19 protein-coding genes are annotated in these 18,356 nt (G+C 74.6%); 7 read left to right on the top strand and 12 right to left on the bottom strand.

Annotation, left to right across the window (positions count from 1 at the left end):
- Positions 1-8 precede the first annotated feature (8 nt).
- The 8 genes from hppD to AB0R04_RS24515 all read right to left on the bottom strand — a co-directional run bounded on the left by hppD (position 9) and on the right by AB0R04_RS24515 (position 8,032).
- Positions 9-995 carry a 4-hydroxyphenylpyruvate dioxygenase gene (gene hppD / locus AB0R04_RS24480; RefSeq protein ID WP_363374655.1) on the bottom strand — a complete coding sequence of 329 codons (987 nt, stop codon included), beginning with the start codon at positions 993-995 and terminating at the stop codon, positions 9-11.
- A 42-nt stretch (positions 996-1,037) separates the two neighbouring features.
- Positions 1,038-2,294, bottom strand: coding sequence for a beta-ketoacyl-[acyl-carrier-protein] synthase family protein (locus AB0R04_RS24485; protein WP_363374657.1), 1,257 nt, complete (start codon positions 2,292-2,294; stop codon positions 1,038-1,040).
- Positions 2,291-3,913, bottom strand: coding sequence for a class I adenylate-forming enzyme family protein (locus AB0R04_RS24490; RefSeq protein ID WP_363374659.1), 1,623 nt, complete (start codon positions 3,911-3,913; stop codon positions 2,291-2,293). The genes AB0R04_RS24485 and AB0R04_RS24490 overlap by 4 nt, the downstream gene beginning before the upstream one ends.
- Positions 3,914-4,205: 292 nt before the next feature.
- Entirely contained in the window at positions 4,206-4,823 is a 618-nt protein-coding gene (locus AB0R04_RS24495; RefSeq protein WP_363374661.1) for a hypothetical protein, read from the bottom strand.
- Between the two features lie 61 nt (positions 4,824-4,884).
- Positions 4,885-6,033 carry a beta-ketoacyl synthase N-terminal-like domain-containing protein gene (locus AB0R04_RS24500; RefSeq protein WP_363374664.1) on the bottom strand — a complete coding sequence of 383 codons (1,149 nt, stop codon included), beginning with the start codon at positions 6,031-6,033 and terminating at the stop codon, positions 4,885-4,887.
- On the bottom strand, positions 6,030-6,284 hold the full coding sequence (locus AB0R04_RS24505; protein WP_079136142.1) for a hypothetical protein: 255 nt from the start codon (positions 6,282-6,284) through the stop codon (positions 6,030-6,032). The genes AB0R04_RS24500 and AB0R04_RS24505 overlap by 4 nt, the downstream gene beginning before the upstream one ends.
- Positions 6,281-6,562, bottom strand: coding sequence for a phosphopantetheine-binding protein (locus tag AB0R04_RS24510; protein ID WP_363374667.1), 282 nt, complete (start codon positions 6,560-6,562; stop codon positions 6,281-6,283). The genes AB0R04_RS24505 and AB0R04_RS24510 overlap by 4 nt, the downstream gene beginning before the upstream one ends.
- Positions 6,563-6,595: 33 nt before the next feature.
- Positions 6,596-8,032, bottom strand: a complete 1,437-nt coding sequence (locus AB0R04_RS24515) for an AMP-binding protein (protein WP_363374669.1) — start codon at positions 8,030-8,032, stop codon at positions 6,596-6,598.
- Positions 8,033-8,212: 180 nt separating this feature from the next.
- Here AB0R04_RS24515 and AB0R04_RS24520 point away from each other — a divergent pair, with 180 nt between their 5' ends.
- The 4 genes from AB0R04_RS24520 to AB0R04_RS24535 all read left to right on the top strand — a co-directional run bounded on the left by AB0R04_RS24520 (position 8,213) and on the right by AB0R04_RS24535 (position 12,497).
- A complete protein-coding gene (locus tag AB0R04_RS24520) occupies positions 8,213-9,307 on the top strand; it encodes an alpha-hydroxy acid oxidase (RefSeq protein WP_363374671.1) in 1,095 nt (364 codons plus the stop codon).
- A gap of 49 nt (positions 9,308-9,356) precedes the next feature.
- Entirely contained in the window at positions 9,357-10,151 is a 795-nt protein-coding gene (locus AB0R04_RS24525) for a methyltransferase domain-containing protein (protein ID WP_363374673.1), read from the top strand.
- A 115-nt stretch (positions 10,152-10,266) separates the two neighbouring features.
- Positions 10,267-11,202, top strand: coding sequence for an alpha/beta hydrolase (locus AB0R04_RS24530; protein WP_363374676.1), 936 nt, complete (start codon positions 10,267-10,269; stop codon positions 11,200-11,202).
- Positions 11,199-12,497, top strand: a complete 1,299-nt coding sequence (locus AB0R04_RS24535) for a PLP-dependent aminotransferase family protein (RefSeq protein ID WP_363374679.1) — start codon at positions 11,199-11,201, stop codon at positions 12,495-12,497. The genes AB0R04_RS24530 and AB0R04_RS24535 overlap by 4 nt, the downstream gene beginning before the upstream one ends.
- An 80-nt stretch (positions 12,498-12,577) precedes the next feature.
- On the opposite strand, the gene AB0R04_RS24540 is transcribed toward AB0R04_RS24535, so the two are convergent.
- The 4 genes from AB0R04_RS24540 to AB0R04_RS24555 all read right to left on the bottom strand — a co-directional run bounded on the left by AB0R04_RS24540 (position 12,578) and on the right by AB0R04_RS24555 (position 16,073).
- Entirely contained in the window at positions 12,578-13,342 is a 765-nt protein-coding gene (locus AB0R04_RS24540) for an ABC transporter permease (RefSeq protein WP_063350667.1), read from the bottom strand.
- Positions 13,343-13,364: 22 nt separating this feature from the next.
- A complete protein-coding gene (locus AB0R04_RS24545; RefSeq protein ID WP_363374682.1) occupies positions 13,365-14,339 on the bottom strand; it encodes an ATP-binding cassette domain-containing protein in 975 nt (324 codons plus the stop codon).
- A gap of 256 nt (positions 14,340-14,595) precedes the next feature.
- Positions 14,596-15,753 carry a glycosyltransferase gene (locus AB0R04_RS24550; RefSeq protein WP_363374685.1) on the bottom strand — a complete coding sequence of 386 codons (1,158 nt, stop codon included), beginning with the start codon at positions 15,751-15,753 and terminating at the stop codon, positions 14,596-14,598.
- The gene (locus AB0R04_RS24555; RefSeq protein ID WP_363374688.1) at positions 15,750-16,073 is read right to left on the bottom strand and encodes a hypothetical protein; all 324 of its coding nucleotides are present in this window, start codon (positions 16,071-16,073) and stop codon (positions 15,750-15,752) included. Before AB0R04_RS24555 ends, AB0R04_RS24550 begins: the two co-directional genes overlap by 4 nt.
- 145 nt (positions 16,074-16,218) lie before the next feature.
- On the opposite strand from AB0R04_RS24555, the gene AB0R04_RS24560 reads away from it, so the two are divergent.
- From AB0R04_RS24560 to AB0R04_RS24570, 3 genes are all read left to right on the top strand, one after another.
- The gene (locus AB0R04_RS24560) at positions 16,219-17,151 is read left to right on the top strand and encodes a 3-oxoacyl-[acyl-carrier-protein] synthase III C-terminal domain-containing protein (RefSeq protein ID WP_063350671.1); all 933 of its coding nucleotides are present in this window, start codon (positions 16,219-16,221) and stop codon (positions 17,149-17,151) included.
- Between the two features lie 69 nt (positions 17,152-17,220).
- Positions 17,221-17,511, top strand: a complete 291-nt coding sequence (locus AB0R04_RS24565) for a phosphopantetheine-binding protein (RefSeq protein WP_079136143.1) — start codon at positions 17,221-17,223, stop codon at positions 17,509-17,511.
- Positions 17,512-17,515: 4 nt separating this feature from the next.
- Positions 17,516-18,295 carry a hypothetical protein gene (locus AB0R04_RS24570; RefSeq protein WP_363374692.1) on the top strand — a complete coding sequence of 260 codons (780 nt, stop codon included), beginning with the start codon at positions 17,516-17,518 and terminating at the stop codon, positions 18,293-18,295.
- Positions 18,296-18,356: the final 61 nt, after the last annotated feature.

The raw sequence follows: 18,356 nt of genomic DNA on the forward strand, positions 1-18,356 counted from the left end.
GGCGGCGGTCAGACGGCGGCGTCGGAGCTCTGCCGCTCGACGGCCTCGTACAGGGCCTTGATGTTCGCGGTGCCGAAGGTGCCCGCGCCCTGGCGCTCGATCAGCTCCAGGAAGTACGTCCGCCGCGGGTGGGTGGAGCGGACGAAGATCTGGAACAGCTGGCCGCCGTGGTCCTGGTCGACGAGCACGTGCAGGTCGCGCAGGGTCTCCACCGGGATGGCCGTCTCGCCGAACCGCTCGGCCAGGGCGTCGAAGTAGGCGCCCGGGGTGCTCAGGAACTCCACGCCGTTGGCCCGGGCGGTCCGGACGGCGGTGGCGATGTCACCGGTGCGGAAGGCCAGGTGCTGCACTCCGGCGCCGTCGTGGGAGGCCAGGAACTCGTCGATCTGGCCGGGCCGCCGGGTGGTGTCCGGCTCGATCAGGGTGAAGGTGACCTCGCCGGAGGCGCTCTGCACCACGCTGGAGTCCATGGCCTGCTGGCCGACCTCGATGTACTCGCCGAAGATCCGGTGGAAGCCGAGCGCGGCCTCGCAGAACCGTACGGCGTCGGCGAGTTCGCCGGCCGGGACGCAGATCGCGACGTGGTCCAGGGCGTCCAGCAGGCCCGGCTCGTCGGCGGGGTCGGCGGTGGGCAGCGGCACGAACCGCAGGGCGGTGTCGCCGAAGCCGGCGATCAGCCCGCCGGCCCGGTCCAGCACGCGGGCGCCGTGCCGCTCGGCGCGCTCCAGCGCGGCCTGCGGGTCGGTGCAGGCGAGGGCGAGGGCGGCGACGCCGTCCCCGTGCCGGGCGACGAAGCCGGCCACCGGGTGGTCAGGGTCGGCGGCGGAGGCCAGGTGCATCCGGATCGAGCCCTGGCGCAGCCGGATGGTGCGGGCGCCGTCCGGTGCGGTCTCCGGGGCGTCGGCGGTGAAGTCGAAGTCGGCGCAGAGCCCGGCCGCGGTCTTGTCGGCGTCCGCGCAGTGGAACTCGACGTGGGTGATGGACTGGATGGACAACGGGATCTCCCCCGGAGGGATGGAAGGGCGTGGATCGGCGCGCTACTTGGCGGCCCGGGTGGACGCCGGGCCGAGGATCAGGCTGAGGTTGTGGCCGCCGAAGGCGAAGGCGTTGCTCAGCGCGGCGCGCACCGGTGCGGACCGGGCCCCGCCCCGGACGTGGTCCAGGTCGCAGGCCGGGTCGGGGTCGGTCAGGTTGAGTGTCGGCGGCAGCGTCCCCCTCGCCACCGCCAGGGCGGTCACCACCGCCTCCAACGCGCCTGCGGCGCCGAGGAGATGACCGGTGGCACCCTTGGTGGAGCTGACCGCGGGCGGGTGCGCGCCGAAGACGGCGCGCAGGGCCGCGGTCTCGGCCACGTCGCCGAGCTTGGTGCCGGTGCCGTGGGCGTTCACGTAGTCGATGTCGCCCGGTGCCAGCCCCGCGTTGGCGAGTGCGGCGCGCATCGCGTCGGCGGCGCCGGAGCCGTCGGGGCGGGGCATGGTCGGGTGGTGGGCGTCGGTGGAGGCGCCCCAGCCGATGACGTCCGCGTACCCGGCGGCGCCGCGGGCGTCGGCGTGGTCGGCGCGTTCCAGGACGAGGACGGCGCTGCCCTCGCCGAGCACGAAGCCGTTGCGGCGGGTGTCGAAGGGCCGGCTGGCCTGCTCAGGGTCGTCCCAACCCTGGGCGAGCGCACGGGCGTTGGTGAAGGCGGCGGCGATGGTCGGGTGCAGCGAGGACTCGGTGCCGCCGCACACCACCACGTCCGCGTCGCCGGAGCGGATCAGCCGCAGCCCCTCGGCGACGGCCTGGGCGCCGGCCGCGCAGGCCGTCACCACGGCCGAACTGTAGCCGCGGATCCCGTGTTTGATGGCGATCCGGGCGGTGGCCATGTTGGAGAGCATGCCCGGCAGCAGGTACGGGCTGACGCCGGGGCGGCCGCGTTCCAGCCGGCGGTGCGACTGCTGCTCGAAGGTCTCCAGCCCGCCGCCGCCGGTGGCCAGCACCACGGCGGTGCGGTGCGGGTCGGCGTCCCGGCCGACGACCAGGCCGGCGTCGGCGAGCGCGTCGTCGGCGGCGGCCAGGGCGAGCAGCACGAAGCGGTCCACGCAGCGGGTCTCGGTGGGCGGCAGCACCTCGCGGCCGTCCACGGCGGGGGCGATCCCGGCGGCGGGCAGCCAGCCGTGCGCGGCGTGGCCCTCGGGAACGGCGGTCAGCCCGGAGCGCCCGGCGTTGAGCGCGTCGAACACCTCGGCGGGCTTGCGGCCGAGCGGCGAGACCAGGCCGAGGCCGGTGACGACGGCGCCCTCGCGGCGGGTCATCGGGCACCGGCCGCGGCGTCGAGGTAGCGCTGGCGCAGCAGCACCTTGCGGACCTTGCCGGTGGGGCCGAGCGGGATGTCGTCCCCGGAGACGACCAGCACCTGGCGCACGGTCGCGGCGGCGGCCTCGTCCAGGGCGGCGATGACGTCCTTGGTCCGGTCGGCGGCCGGGTCGGCGTCGGCGGCGAGGATCAGCAGCACGTCGGTGACCACGCGCTCGCCGTCCCGCACGGCGACCACCGTGCAGTCCGCCACGTCCGGGCGGGCGGCCAGCACCCGCTCCTCCGACATGGCGGTGAACAGCCGCTTGCCGTCGCCGAGTTCGACCGAGTCGACGGCCCGGTCGACGTGGTAGTAGTAGCCCTCCTCGTCCCGGTACATCAGGTCGCCGGTGAGGAAGCGGCCGCGGATCCGGGTGCGGAAGGTGGTGGCCGAGTCGTTCCAGTAGCCGAGCGCCAGGGTCGGTGAGGAGGTGGCGAGTTCGCCGACCTCGCCGGGGCCGAGCGGCTCGCCGTCCGGGCCGACCACCTCGCAGTCGACGAAGGCGTGCGGGCGCCCGACGCAGCGCCCGTAGCGCTCGGTGCCGGGGCCGTGGGTGATGAAGAAGTGCGAGTGGCCCATCTCGGTGGAGCCCAGGCCGTCGACGAACAGTGAGCCCGGCGTCCGGGTGCGGCCCGCGCGGGTGACGGACTCCCGGCTGCCGGTGGCGATCAGGCGGCGGATGTGCACCTCGTGCGCGCAGTCGCCGGTGTTCCACCACAGGGCGACGGTGGCGAGGTCCCGGGTGGCGAGGTCGTGGTGGGCGAGTTCGGCCCAGGTGGCGGCGAAGCCGATCACCCCGGTGGGCCGCCACTGCTCGATCGCGTCCAGCACCCCGGCGCCGGACTGCCGTGACAGCACGGCGAGTTCGGTGTGCGAGCTGAGCGCCAGGTTGAGCGCGATCAGGGTGGCGGCGTGCGGCGCGGGCAGCGCGCTGAGCATCCGGTCCTGGCCCTGCGGGCGGGGCAGCCGCAGCCGGTGGCGGATCGCCGCGTACAGGCTCGCGTGCGAGTGGACGACGGCCTTGGGCATCCCGGTGGTGCCGGAGGAGTGGGTGATCGCCACCGGGTCGCCGGACCAGTGCCGGTACGGCTCGGGGGCGGCGTCCGGGTCGCCCGCGCCGAGGGTGGAGATCTCGGGCAGCAGCGGCGCGCCGGGGTCGTGGCCGGCCAGCGCGGCCAGGTGGGCCGGGTCGGCGAGGACGCCGACGGCGCCGAGGCGGGCGATGTAGCGGGCGGCCCGCTCGCCGTCCACGTTGGGGTTGAGCAGCGCGGGGATGGCGCCGAGCCGGGTCAGGGCGAGGAAGGCGAGCACGTGGTCGGCGGCGTCGCTGGCGAAGACCACCACTGGGTCGCGCCGGGTGATGCCGAGGGCGTGCAGGGCGGCGGCGCGGGCCCGGACGGCGCGGTCGAGCTCGCGCAGGGTGAGCGGCTGCCAGGCGGGGTGGTCGTCCACCGGGGTGTCGAAGGTCAGCAGCGGTTCGTCGAGGCCGAGGCCGAGTGCGAGCCGGGCGGTCAGGACGTTGCCGGCGCCCACGTCGGGGTCGTCCGCGATCAGGCTGCGGACACTGCGGATGGTCACGGGGTGGATCCCTCCCTCGGGGCCGGAGACGGCCCGGGCGGCTGATCGGTTGGCGTGGGTCGGGCGGCCGCGCGGGCGGCGAAGGGTGTCGGCGAACGGTGTCGGCGGGTGTCGGTGGGCTGTCGGCGGGTGCGACGGCGCCTGGGTGGGTGACGGGGCCGGATGCTGGTCTGCCGGGTGCGGCTGCTTCAGTCGTCGGGCCTCGTCCGTGGGTACGGCCGGCGGTGGCCGGACGGTTCAGCCGGTGACTGAGGCGGCGACTCGGGCGGTGACTGAGGCGGTGACCAGGACGTCAGCCGGTGACCAGGACGGCCACCGCGTGTCCGGCGGCCTCGCCCGGTCGGTCGTCGCCCGGTTCGGCGGCGATGACCAGCACCTGGTCGGCGTCGCCGTCCGCGAGGAGCAGCGCCGCGAGGTCGAGCGCGTCCGCGGGCACCTGCCCGGGGACGGCGTGGGCCGGGCTGATCGCCACGACGGGGCCGGTCAGGCCCCAGCGGGCGGCGATGTGCCCGAGGACGGCGTTGGGGTTGGACTGGAAGAACAGCAGCGGTGCGGGGCGCCGTCCGGGTTCGGCGCTCTGGTCGATGGCCCGCGCGGTGGCGCGGTCGCCGCCGGCGCTGGCCAGCAGCAGTGCGGTCCGCCCGGGGGCGGGCGGGGCGCCGTGGTGGGCGCGCAGGCAGCGGTCGGCGGTGTCGGCGACCAGCGGGTTGAAGCCGGAGGCGGCGAAGCCGGGCAGCGGTGGCGGTGGGCCGGCCAGGTCGGGGTCGGCCGAGCCGGGGTCGGGTCGGCGGGCCTCGGCGAGGACCCGCAGCCGGGCGGCGGCCGGGGCGGGTGCGGCGCCGACGTTCGTGGCGTCGGGGTCTGTGGCGTCGAAGGCCGTGGTGTCGGAGTCTGTGGCGTCGGTGGTCATGGTGTGGGTGCCGGGGTACGGGGTCGGCGCCGTCGGACGGCGGGCGGGGTCTGGTGGCCGGTCATGCGGGGGCCACCAGCAGGGCGGTGTTGGCGCCGCCGAAGGCGGAGTTGAGGCTGAGTGCGTAGCGGGGGCGGGCGGCGCGGGGGCCGTCCAGGACGAGGTCCAGGCCGACGTCTGGGTCCGGGCCGAGCCAGCCGGCGTTGACCGGGAGCTGTCCGGTGTCCAACGCGCCGATGGTGACGGCGAGTTCGAGCAGGGCGGAGGCTTCCAGGGCGTGCCCGTGGACGGATTTGCTGGAGCTGACCGGGAGTTGGGCGGTGTGCGTGCCGAAGACCCGGCGCAGCGCGCTCGCCTCGGCCTGGTCGGCGAGGGTGGAGCCGGTGCCGTTGGCGTTGACGTAGCCGACCTCGGCCGGGGCGACGCCGGCGCGGGTGAGCGCGGCCTCGACGGCCCGGGCGACTCCGCCGCCGTCCGGTTCGGGGCGGCACACGTGGTGGGCGTCCCCGGCCCGGCCCCAGCCGGCCAGCCGGGCGAGGGCGGCGGCGCCGCGCCGTTCGGCGGCCGGGGCGGCCTCGACCAGCACGGCGGCGGCCGCGTCGCCGAGCAGGGTGCCCGTGCGGCCGGTGCTGAACGGGCGCAGCTCGCCGTCCCGGGCCAGCGCGCGGCCGGCGTCGAAGACGGCGAACACACCCGGCTCGACCAGGTGCCCGGCCGCGACCAGGACCCGCTCGTGCCGCCCGGTGGCGACCAGCGCCGCGGCGTCCGCGACGGCGGTCGCGGCCGCCACGCAGGCGCCGGTGTACACCCGGGTGACGCCCGCGGTGCCCCAGGCGGCGCGGACGCCGGCGGCCACCGCGTCGGCGGTGCCCCTGGTCCGTTCGTCGCTGTGCAGGGCGAGCAGGACGGGCGTGTCCGCGCCGTCGGCGGCGGTCAGTCCGGCCTGGCGGCAGGCCTGGCCGACGGCGTCGAGCACCGCGCGGGCCAGCGGGAAGGTGTGGGCGAGCGGCACGTCGTCGGGCAGCAGTGCGGCCCGGGTGGTGCGGCGGGCGCTCACGTCGAAGCGGGTGACCGGGCCGAAGGCGGTCTTGCCGTGGGCGGCGGCCTCGGTCAGCGGGCCGAGTCCGCGCCCGGCGGCGCTGAGCACGCCGAGCCCGGTGACCACCGGCCGGCCGCGCGGCCGGTGCGCGGAGGGCGCGCCGGTGGTCATGGCCGGGCGCCCACACGTTCGGCCAGGACGGCCGCGCGCAGCAGTTCGGTGGCGTCGTCGACCGTCCGGACGGCGCCGAAGCGGTCGTCGTCGAGGTCCACCTGGATGCCGTAGCGCTGCTCGAACTCGGCTATGAGCCAGGTGAGTTCGAGCGATCCGAGGTCGTCGGGCACGGTGTCGGCGGCGCGCTGCCCGAACGCCGCCAGCATCGCGCGGACCTCGGCCCGGTCGGGGAGGGCGGAGCCGCTCACGCCGGGCTGCCGGCGGTGGCGGTGGCTGCGCCGGCGTCGATCCGCTTGACGACGTCGGCGGTGAACTCGTCGAGCGTCATCAGCGCGGTGGTCTCCATCTCGTCGAGGTCGAACTTGATCCCGAACTCGTCCTCGACCTGCACCGACAGCTCGGCCAGCGCGAGCGATTCGAGGTCCAGCCCGGCCGGGCCGAGGTCGGTGTCCCCGGTGACCTCGGAGACGTCGTACTGCATCTCGGTGAGCGAGGCGAGGACGAACTCGCGGACGCGGTCCTGCATGGTGTGGCTCCTTGTCGGGGTGCGTGCGGTGGATCAGAGCGCGGCGGCCGTGGCGGTGCTGCGCAGGGCGGCCGGGTCGCGCAGGAGTTTTCCGGTGGCGGTACGGGGGAGTCGGGGCAGCAGGGCGAGCCGTCGCGGCCGCTTGTAGGCGGCGAGCCGGCGGGCCAGCCCGTCCTGGACGAGGGCGAGGTCGGCGTCGGGTTCGGTGGCGAGGTAGGCCTCGATCGCGCCGTCCTCGAAGACCACGACGGCCTCGCGGACCTCGGGCAGTGCGGTGAGGGTCTGCTCGACCTCGGTGAGGTCGACCTTGAGGCCGCCGATCGAGACCTGTGAGTCCAGCCGGCCGAGGACGGTGACCAGGCCGGTGGCCGGGTCGAGTTCGGCCGCGTCGCGGGTGTGCAGCCAGCCGTCCGACCAGCGGGTCGGGTCGTCCAGCCCCGGGTAGGGCGAGGCCTCCGTGCCGATCCGCAGCTCGCCCGCGACCATCCGCAGCCGCATCCCGTGGACGGGCTGCTTGGCCGGGTGGAGCGTGCCGGACAGGTCGGTGGCGATGACCCCGGTCTCGGTCATCCCGTACATGGTGCCGAGCGGGACGCCGTAGCGGTCGGCGAACAGCGCGGGCAGGCCCGGGCGGACCAGTTCGCCGGCTACGATCATCCGTCGCAGCCCCGGCAGCGCCGGGGGGTTGACGGTGCCGGCCAGCAGTTCGGCGTGGAAGGGCACCCCGATGACGGTGGTCGGCCGGTCGCCGGCGGCGACCGCGGCGAGGATGCCCGCCGCCGTCATCCGCTCGGGCACGGTGAGCGCGGCCCGCGCGTGCAGACTGTTGAGCAGTCCGCCGACCAGGCCGAGCACGTGCACCACGGAGGACAGCAGGACGACCCGCTCGCCCTCGCCGGGGAACTCCACCAGCCTGTGGTAGCAGTCGAGTTCGCGGAGCAGGTCGGCGGCCGTGCGGGCGATGACCTTGGCCGGGCCGGTGGATCCGGAGCTGAGCTGGATCAGCGCGTGCCCGGTGCGGGCCGGGAGCCCGTCCGGCAGCCGGACGGCCACCGGCTCGACCTCGGAGAAGCCGCGCAGAGCGGCCGCGGGCCGGTGGGCGGAGCCTACCAGGACCTGCGGAGCCAGCCGCGCGACCGCCGCGTCGACCTCGTGGTCCGTCAAGCGGTGGTCGAGCAGCGCCACTTGGGCGCCGAGCCGCCAGCACGCCAGCAGCACCGTGACGAACGCCACCGAGGGCGGCAGCCGTAGCGCGGCGGTGCCGCCGGGGCCGAGTCCGGCCGCGGCGAGGTGCGCGGCCTGTTCGTCGACCAGGGCGCGCAGGGCGTCCCGGTCGAGTGGTCCGCCGAGATGCAGGCACTCCTCGCCTCCGGGACCGGCCAGCAACAGCCGGTCGACCCAGGCGTCCGGGGCGTCGGCGTGCGGCGGTGAGGAAGGCGGAAGTGAAGAGGGGGAAATGCCGGTCAACACCGCTCCACACAAGTGAGGGGATTTGACATGAACGCCGTTCACAACCAAAACGGTCAATTCCGTTGCCAGACGATTGCACAGACGTTTGGTCAAATCAAGGTCTATACCAATGTGGTTGTTGCTCCTACGCTGCGGAACCGGGGCTGGTCCACGCGTGGCCGCCCGGAATCGAGGACGCCCGTGGGAGAACTCACGCTGGCCGGGATGGAGCACGCCGCGCGCGCGCAACTTTCCCCGGAAATATGGGACTTCATCGAAGGTGGCAGCGGCACGGAACGCACCGTGGCGGCGAACCGGGAAATGTTCGCGCGCTATGCACTGCGCCCGCGCACGATGGTCGACGTCTCCGACTGCTCGCCCGGGCGCACACTGCTCGGCGCGCCGCTCGGCCTGCCGGTCGGCATCGCCCCGATGGCCTACCACCGGCTGGTCGACCCGGAGGGCGAGACCGCCACCGCGCGCGCCGCCGGCCGCGCCGGGGCCCTGCTGGTCGCCGGCATGTTCGCCAGCCGCACCCTGGAGGAGATCGCGGCCGCCGCCACCGGCCCGCTCTGGCTCCAGCTGTACTGGCTGCGCGAACGCGCCGCGCTCGCCGCCCTGGTCGAACGCGCCGAGGCGGCCGGCTACTCCGCTCTCGTCCTGACCGTGGACGCCCCCAGGATCGGCCGCCGCCTGCGCGACCTGCGCAACGGCTTCGCGATCCCGCCCGCCGTCCGCGCCGTCAACCTGGACCAGGACCTGATGTCCGCCAGCCACCGCGCGACGGACGGCGGCTCGGGCATCGCCGAGCACGCGCGCGAACAGTTCGACCCCACCCTGACCTGGGCCGACCTCGCCTGGCTGCGCGCCCGCACCCGGCTGCCGCTGGTCCTCAAGGGCATCCTGACCGCCGAGGACGCCCGGCTCGCCGCCGAGCACGGCGCCGACGCCGTCGTGGTCTCCAACCACGGCGGGCGGCAACTCGACGGCGCACTGCCCTCCCTGGCCGCACTGCCCGAGGTCGTCGACGCCGTACCCGCCGACCTGCCGGTGCTGCTCGACGGCGGGGTGCGCACCGGCGCCGACATCGCCGTCGCGCTCGCCCTCGGCGCCCGCGCCGTCCTGGTCGGCCGTCCGGTGCTCTGGGGCCTCGCCACCGAGGGGGAGGCCGGCGTGCACCGCGTCCTCGACCTGCTGCGCGAGGAACTGGAGCACACCATGGCCCTGTTGGGCCGCCCCCGGCTCGCCGACCTGGACCGCTCGGCCCTCGCCCCCTGGCCCTGCCCGGCCGGCTGAACCGCGCACGGCCCGCACCACGTTGTCCTTACTGGATGGAGAACAGCAGATGACCGAACCGACCCCCGAGACCGAACGCAACGACCCCTTCCCCGGCTGGGACTGGGACGACCCCGACGGCCTCGCCACCCGCCTGGACGCCTTCAGCGAGCAGGTCGCCACCTGCGACACGCTCGCAGCGCACCCCGGCGGGCTGCCCCGCGACCACGCCGGATTCCGCGAACTCGGCCTCACCGGAATCGAGTTCGCCGCCTTCCGGACCGCCCACCCGGAAGGACTCGGCACCGACCTCACCGCCCTGCGCGGCCCCGGCGCCGCCACCGAACCCGGCACCCTCTACCGGATCGACGGCGACCGCTGGTTCACCCAGCTCGACATCGGCCGGCCGCTGCCCTTCGCCGACGCCAGCGTCGACTGGGTCTACGCCGAGCACCTGATCGAGCACGTCACCATGCCGGTCGCGGTCGGCTGGCTGCGCGAGGTGCGCCGCGTCCTGCGCCCCGGCGGCGTGCTGCGCCTCACCACCCCGGACCTCGCCCGCTACCTGGCCGGCTACGCCAACGGGGACGGCTTCCTCGCCAAGCACCGCCGCCGCCTCACCACCCTCGGCTTCGGCCCGCCGATGCCCGCCCGCCCGGCCTTCCTGGTCAACCAGATCTTCCGTTACTACGGGCACCAGTGGATCTACGACCTGGACGAGCTGCGCCACGTCCTCACCCTCGCCGGCTTCGAACCGGAGCGGATCCGCCACTGCGCCTACCGCCAGGGTGCCCGCCCCGACGTCGCCGACCTCGACACCGCGTTCCGCACCGACGAGACCGTCTACGTCGAAGCCGACCGTTAGGCCCGTAGACCCCTAGGCTCGTCAGGCCCTCGGGTCCTTGGGCTCATAGCCCCTGGACCCTGAGAGTCCGCCCGCCGACGCCCCCGCACCGAATCTGTACCGAACGGGACCACCCATGCCCCTGCACCCCCAGGCCGAGGCGCTGCGCGCCCGGCGCGCGAGCAGCGGTGCGCCGCCGCTCTACACCCTCACGCTGGCCGAGGCCCGTGCCGCCGACCTCGCCGACATCCGCGCCGCGGCCGGGAGCCCCGAGCCGGTCGCCGCCGTCGAGGAGCACCGCATCCCCGGCCCGGGCGGCGAACTCGCCCTGCGGCTCTACCGTCCCGAGCCGCCCGGCCGTCAACTACCGGCCCTGCTCTACCTGTTCGGTGGCGGATGGGCCCTCGGCTCGCCCGACACCAGCGACGCGATCTGCCGCCGGCTGACCAACGCGGCCGGCTGCGTCACCGCCTCCGTCGGCTACCGGCTCGCCCCCGAACACCCCTTCCCCGCCGCCGTCCACGACTGCCGCGCCGCGCTGTACTGGCTCGCCGCACACGCCGGCGAACTCGGCGTCGACCCGGGCCGGCTCGCCGTCGGCGGCGACAGTGCCGGCGGCAACCTCACCGCCGCCCTCACCCTGATCGCCCGCGACGAGAACGGCCCGGCCCTGCGCCACCAACTGCTCGTCTACCCCAACACCGACCACGCCGCCGACACCCCCTCGCTGCGCGAGCACGACGACCCGATGCTCTTCAACCGCCGCTCGGTGGACTGGTACTGGGGCCACTACCTGGCCGACCCCGCCGACGGCGCCCACCCGCACGCCTCCCCGCTGCGCGCCCCCGGTCTGGCCGGACTGCCGCCCGCGACCGTCATCACCGCCGAGTACGACCCACTGCGCGACGAGGGCGAGCAGTACGCCGAGGCGCTGCGCGCGGCCGGGGTGCCGGTGGAGAGCCGCCGCTACGCCGGCATGCCGCACGGCTTCTTCGCCATGACCGGCACCCTGGACGCGGCCGCCGACGCCCAGCGCTACGCCGCCGAGCGGCTGCGCGAGGCCCTGCGGTGAGCGCGCCCGAGCCCCTGCCCCTGGCCGACCTGCACGCCAGCCTGGCCGACCCGCTGCTGGACGCGATGACCTTCCTCAACGAGGTCACCACCCGCTACCCCGACGCCGTCTCCTTCGCCCCCGGCCGCCCCTACGAGGGCTTCTTCGAACCCGAGGACGTCCCCGCCTACCTGGACACCTATCTCGCCCACCTGGCGGCCCGCGGCCTCGACCGGGACGCCGTGCGCACCGCGCTGTTCCAGTACGGCCCCACCAAGGGGATCATCGCCGACCTGGTCGCCCGCACCCTCGCCAACGACGAGGGCCTGGCGGTGGCCCCCGAGGCCCTGGTGCTGACGGTCGGCGCCCAGGAGGGCATGCTGCTCACCCTGCGCGCCCTGTGCGCCGGCCCGGACGACGTCCTGCTGGTCAGCTCACCCTGCTACGTCGGCGTCACCGGCGCCGCCCGGCTGCTCGACCTGACCACCCTCCCCGTCCCCGAGGGGCCGGCCGGCGGCCCCGACCCGGAGGCCGTGCGCGCCGCCGCCCGGGCCGTGCGGGCCGAGGGCCGCCGCCCGCGCGCCCTCTACGTCGTCCCGGACTTCGCCAACCCCTCGGGCACCAGCATGCCCGTCGCGGCCCGCACCCGGCTGCTGGAGACGGCCGCCGAGGAGGGCCTGCTCGTCATCGAGGACAACCCGTACGGCTTCTTCGCCCGTGACCCGGGGGAGCGTCCGACGCTCAAGGCGCTCGACCGCCGCCGCCAGGTGGTCTACCTGGGCTCCTTCGCCAAGACCTGCTTCCCCGGCGCCCGCCTCGGCTACGTCGTGGCCGACCAGGAGGTGGCCGGCCCCGGCGGGCGGCGCACCCTGCTGGCGGACGAACTGGCCAAGCTGAAGAGCATGACGACGGTCAACACGCCCGCGCTCAGCCAGGCCGTCATCGGCGGCATGCTGCTGCGCCACGACTGCCGGCTGCGCGCCGCCAACGCCGCCGCCACGGCCCACTACGCGGCCGGCATGGACACCCTGCTGCGGGAGCTGGACCGGCACTTCCCGGCCTCCGAGCGGCGCCGGCTGGGCGTGTCCTGGAACCGGCCCGAGGGCGGCTTCTTCGCGGTGCTGACCGTGCCGTTCGCCGCCGACGACGCGGCGATGGAGCGCTGCGCCCGCGGCTACGGGGTGCTGTGGACGCCGATGGCGCCGTTCTACCCGGCGGGCGGCGGGGAACACCGGCTGCGGCTCTCGATCAGTTCCCTGACGCAGGCTCAGATCATTGACGGTGTGGCCAAGTTGGCGGCGTTCATCGCCTCCTGAGTGATTGCTTCCTGAGTGGCGCCGACAACAGCAGGAGGGGCCCGGCTCGCAAGCCGGGCCCCTCCTGCTGTTGCCGTGTCTCAGCGCACCCGGGTGGAGAACAACCGGGCCGACCAGTACACCGACAGCACGGTCATCACCACGACGACCAGCAGGCCCTGCCACACCGCACTGTCCCCGAGGTGGCCGGAGAACAGCGCGCGCATGCCCTCCACCGCCCAGTAGAAGGGGTTCCACTTGGCGGCCTGCTGCTGCCAGTGCGGTGCCAGGGTGAGCGGCAGCAGCACCCCCGAGAGCAGCGCGATCGGCTGCGCGAGGGTGTTCACCACCGGTGCCATCGCCGCGTCCGTCGGCACCATCAGCGCGATGCCGTAGGAGATCGCCGAGGTCATCAGCGCCAGCAGCCCGAGCAGCAGGTAGGCGAGCAGCAGGTTCAGCGGGCTCACCCTCAGCCCGAACGGCAGCGCGATCAGGGTGATCAGGACGGCCTGCACCAGCAGCGCCACCATCTCCCGCAGCGCCCGCCCGAGCAGCAGCGCCAGCCGGCTCACCGGCGTCACCCGGGCGCGCTCGATGATGCCGGCCTTCAGCTCGCCGAGCAGGCTGAAGCCGGTGAACAGCCCGCCGAAGATGCACAGCACCGCCAACAGGCCCGGCACGTACATCTGGTAGGTGTCGGCGTAGCTGCTGGTACCGCCGGGGACGAGCACCTTCTTCAGCAGCGGGGCGAACAGCAGCAGGTAGAGCACGGGCTGGATGATCCCGACGGCGATCCAGATCGGGGTGCGGATCATCAGCAGCACCTGGCGCTGGAAGACCAGCCAGGTGTCGCGGGCGAGCTTCATGGTCTCCCCAGGAATGGGCGGATCAGGACTGCTGGAGCGAACGGCCGGTGCGGGCCAGGAACACGTCGTCCAGGCTGGGGCGTTGGAGCTGGACGGTGCCGGGCGTCACGCCCGCCCCGTCGAGCGCGCGCAGCAGTTGCGGGATGGCCGCCGCGCCGTCCTCCAGGTAGAGCCGCAGTCCGTTCTCCCCGCTGAACTCCAGCCGGTGCAGGTAGGGCTGCGGGCGCAGCACCTCGGCGGCCCGCTCGGCGACGCCCTCTCCGGGCTCCAGTTCGAGAAGCACGACGTCGCCGGAGATCTCGCGCTTGAGCACCTCGGGCGTGCCCTCGGCCACCACCTGGCCGTGGTCGACGATCGCGACCCGGTCGCACAGGGCGTCGGCCTCGTCGAGGTAGTGCGTGGTGACGACGACGGTCATGCCCTCGGTGCGCAGCCGGCGGATCTCCTCCCACACGTACGCCCGGCTGGCCGGGTCCAGCCCGACCGTGGGCTCGTCCAGGAACAGCACCCGGGGCTCGTGGATGACGCCGAGCGCGATGTCCACCCGGCGGCGCTGGCCGCCGGAGTAGGTGGCGCACGGGCGGTCGCCGAATTCGGCCAGGTCGAAGGCCTTGAGCGCGCCCTCGGCGGCCTGGACGGCCTGCGCCTTGGCGGCGCCGTACATCCGGGCCTGGAGCACCAGCTCCTCGCGGGCGCTGACGGTGTCGGTGGTGCCGCCGCCCTGGGCGACGTAGCCGATCCGGCGGCGTACACCGGCCGGGTCGGTGAAGAGGTCGGCCCCGGCGATGCTGGCCTGACCGCCGTCCGGGCGGATCAGGGTGGCCAGCATGCGCAGGGTGGTGGTCTTCCCGGCGCCGTTGGGCCCGAGGAAACCGTAGATCTCGCCCGCGTCGACGGACAGGTCGATGCCGCGCACAGCGTCGACGGTGGGGTTCTCGCCGCTCTTGCGGGAGGTCTTCTTGCGATAGGACTTGCGCAGTCCCGTGGTCTCGATCAACCGGAACTCCCGTGCTGGGATGGGCTGCCACGGCACCTGGGAAGGCGGTGCTCGGCACCTGCGAAGGCGGTGCTGGGCGCCACCCTAGGACGAACCCCGGCCCGGAGACAATGGCCTAGACCAATGGACGTTGATCTTCCGGTCTGCTACAGGGCCCCCGGTAGCGGCTGCCGGAAGTCCCGCCCGGCTCGGGCCGACAGGGCGTGTTTCATAATTCCCGCCAGGCTGGGGGAGCCGCGCGCTGATCCGACGCGAATTATGAAACACGCCCCAGGCCCTCCAGCCGGTCTGCGGCCGCGGCCGCCCCGCCGCCCGCGCGCAGCGCCTCGCCGACCCGGACCGCGCCGCGCCGGTAGTCGGCCGTGTCCAGGACGGCCCGCAGGGCCTGCGCCAGCCGCTCCGGCGTCACCCGGGCGAACGGCACCCGCAGCCCCGCCCCGGCCGCCGCCACCTGCGCCGCGACGAACGGCTGGTCGTGCCGGATCGGTGCGGTGACCAGCGGCAGGCCGTGCGTCAGGGCCTCGCCGACGGTGTTCATCCCGCCGTGGCACAGCACCGCGTCCAGCGCGCCGCGCGCCATCAGCTCCAGCACCGGCGCCCGGTCCACCGCGACGGCCTGCGGCGGCAGTTCGGGCAGCAGCTCGCGCGGGGCGGCGAACACCGGCTGCACGTCGTCGCCGCACAGCTCCAACGCCCGGGCGGCCCGTGCGTGGAAGTCCGCGCCCAGCTCGCCGGCCAGCGTGCCCATGGTGACCAGCACCCGCCGGCGCCCGGGCAGCAGCCGCTCCCACGGGAAGTCCGGGTCGGCCGGGCGGGCGGACTGGACCGGCCCGACCAGCGCGTGGTGCGGGGGCGGCGCGTCGTCACCGGTCAGCGCGGGGCCGGTGGTCGCCAGCACCAGGGCGGGGGAGAAGCGCGGGTCCACGTACTCCTGCGCGGGCAGTCGGGCGCGCTCCCACAACCCGCGCAGCAGGCCGGTCATCCAGGCCTCCACCTGCGGCAATGCCCGGTACGGGCGGCCCAGTTCCATCGCCCCGGGCGCGAAGCTCGCCCACGGCAGGCCGTGCCGGTGGGCGGCCAGCGCGCCTGCCGGGGTGTGCTGGTCGACGAGCAGGACGTCCGGCCGGAACTCCCGCACGATCGCGTCCAGCGGCTTCGCGGTGAACCGCGCGTACGGGACGATGAAGCCCTCCCAGAGCGAACGCAGCGCGGCGAGCCCGTGCCCGCCCTGCGCCCGGAACGCCCGGGTGCCGGTGCCGAGCACCTGGGCCTGGGGGCCGAGCAGCGGGCGCAGCACCGACTCGGTGCCGGTCCAGGCGACGTCGTGTCCGCGCGCGGTCAACTCGGCGGCGATGCCCGCCGCGGGATTGACGTGCCCGGTCAACGGGGGCATCACCAGCAGGAACCGGGTCATCGTGCACCCTCCTCGGGGATCAGTTTCTGCAGGTCGGCGACGGTCAGCGCTTCCAGGGCGGCCAGGTCCAGCCCGGCGCGCAGCCGGGCCAGGTCGGCGGCCGGGCCGAAGCGTTCGCGCAGGCGCCCGGCGAGCGCGGCCAGCTCGCCCTCGTCGAGCAGCAGGTCGCCGTCCAGCCGGGCCTCCGGGGTCAGCCGGTCGGCCCAGCCGGGGGGCGCCCCGGCGGCCTCGACCAGCAGGGCGACCAGCTCGGGGTACAACGGCGCGGCGGGGTGGTGCGGTTCACGGTCGGACGACGTGTGAGAAATGGCATCGGACATCGAAGGGGGTCTCCCACCTGCTCGACGGCACGGGGGTGAACGCGCCCGCCCCGGAGGCGGATTCGGCGGCCTCGGAGACGAACACGACGGTGAAGGGGCCCGAGATCACTTGTGCGACCCGGCGGGCGTCGGAATACTAGCCCGCGTGACAGCACTGGAGGCAGTGGCCGTTCACCTCCCCCCGCACGCCGTGCCCATCGAGGCGGTTGGTGAGCGGATCGGCCTGACCCCACGTCAACTTCGACTCTTCCGCCGCTTCCACGGACTGGACCAGCTCCGTCTGGACCCGTCCGGGACGCTGCCCGACCTGCTTGACTCCGCCCTCGACAACCTGCCTGAGCTGCGCGGACGCGAACGGGACGTCCGCTTCGTGATCCACGCGCGCAGCATGCCGGTGGCGGTGCCCTACCCGCTCAACCCACTGCACGACCTGCTCGCCCCGCGCGGCCTCGCGCACGCCAACGCCTTCACGGTGACCCACCACGCGTGCGCGGTGGGCCTGCTGGCCATCGACCTGGCCGGCCGGCTGCTCGCCGCCGAGCCCGACCCGCGGGCGCTGGCGCTCATCCTGGCGGGCGAGAAGACCTTCACCAAGGACGCCCAGGTGGTGCCCGAGACGGGTATCTTCGCCGAGGGCGCGGCCGCCTGTCTGGTGAGCGCCGACGGCGAGCGCCACCGGGTGCTCTCCTTCGCGGTGCGCCAGCGCCCGGAGTTCGACGGCCGGCTGGCCGAGGACGCGGACCTCCTGGGCCGCTACCAGCGCGAGTACCCCAACGTGATGGTGGAGGCGATCGAGGCCGCCCTGGACGAGGCAGGTCTGGACCTCTCCGACCTGGCCGCGGTGCTTCCGCACAACGTCAACCAGGCGTCGTGGCGGATGATAGCGCGCCGGATCGGCTATCCGCTCGACAAGGTGGTGCTGGACAACGTGCTGTCGGTGGGGCACAGTTTCGCTGCGGACAGCCTCATCAATCTTCACACCGCCACCACGCGGGGGCTGCTGCGCCGCGGCGACCACTACCTGATCGCCGCCGCCGGTGTCGGAGCCACTTTCTCCGCGATGGCGGTCCGCTGCTGACGAAGCGTCGGCTTCGTCCATCCTTCCCATGCCAGACCACTCTCCCACGTACGACGGGACGGGACACCCATGTCAGAACCTGTGGTCCAGACCACTGACCCCGAGCTGCGCGAGCGGATCCGCACCGGCATCGGCGAACTGCTGCCCCGCGTCCTCAAGCGCGAACTGCCCGAGATCCCCGAGAACGCCTGCCTCTTCGACGACCTCGGCCTCACCTCGGCCGGCACCATCGAGCTCATCCTGGAGCTGGAGGAGTCGCTCGACATCCAGGTGGACGTCGAGCAGATCACCGAGGACGACCTGCGCTCGGTCACCAAGCTGGCCGACTACGTCGCCGGACACGTCATCCCCGAGGACTGACCAGGTGGCCGACCACGGCCTGCGGATCACCCGGGCGCTCGCGCGGCGCTTCGACGGCCGCTCGGAGGCCTCGCTCCATCCGGACCTGCGGGTGTTCGTCTCCGACCTCGTCCGCCCCTACGGCCTGCCGCTGCGCGAGGACCTGCTGCGCGAGGGCGTCGGCCACTCCTACGAGGAGCTGGCAGCCGACCTGCTGCGCGAGGCGCTCGCCGAGGACGAGCCCGTCGACCTGCTGATCCTGGCCTTCGACACCCCGGACGTCCGACCGGGCGCGCCGTCCTCGCTGGCGCTCAGCCGGTCCTGTCCGGGCACGCCGCTCGCCTTCGCGGTCTGCGACCAGGGCGTCGCCGCGGCCTTCACCGCGCTGCGCCTCGCGGTCGACTACCACCGCACCGGATCCTGCCGCCGGGCGGTCGTGGTGCTCGCCGAGCAGACCGCGCTGCACCACGAGCCGGCCGCGCCGGTGTCGCTTCCGGAGCGGCACGGCGTGGTGGTGCTGGTCTGCGAGGAGGCCCCCGGGCCTGACATGACGATCCATCAGATGCCCGGTGCCGGGCTGTCGGACACGGTGGTGCGGGATCGGGCTGCCGAGCTGGGGCCCGACCCGGCGCTCGTGCTCGGCCCCGGGCTGGCCGGTGCCGACGGTGCGGCCGCCCAGCCGTTCACCGGGGCCTGGGCGGAGCTCGCCGAGCAGCTGCCCGCCTGGCGGGCGCAGGGGCGCCCCGTCCTGGTCGCCGACCTGGACCGCCGGCTCGGCGTGCTGAGCACGTTGACCCTTCCGTAGCCATGGTTCGGTTCATGCCAACTCGCTTGTCTTGCACAGGAATTGGCGAACTATCGGTTTG

Source organism: Kitasatospora sp. NPDC056731, assembly GCF_040687675.1.
Classification (GTDB): Bacteria; Actinomycetota; Actinomycetes; order Streptomycetales; family Streptomycetaceae; genus Kitasatospora.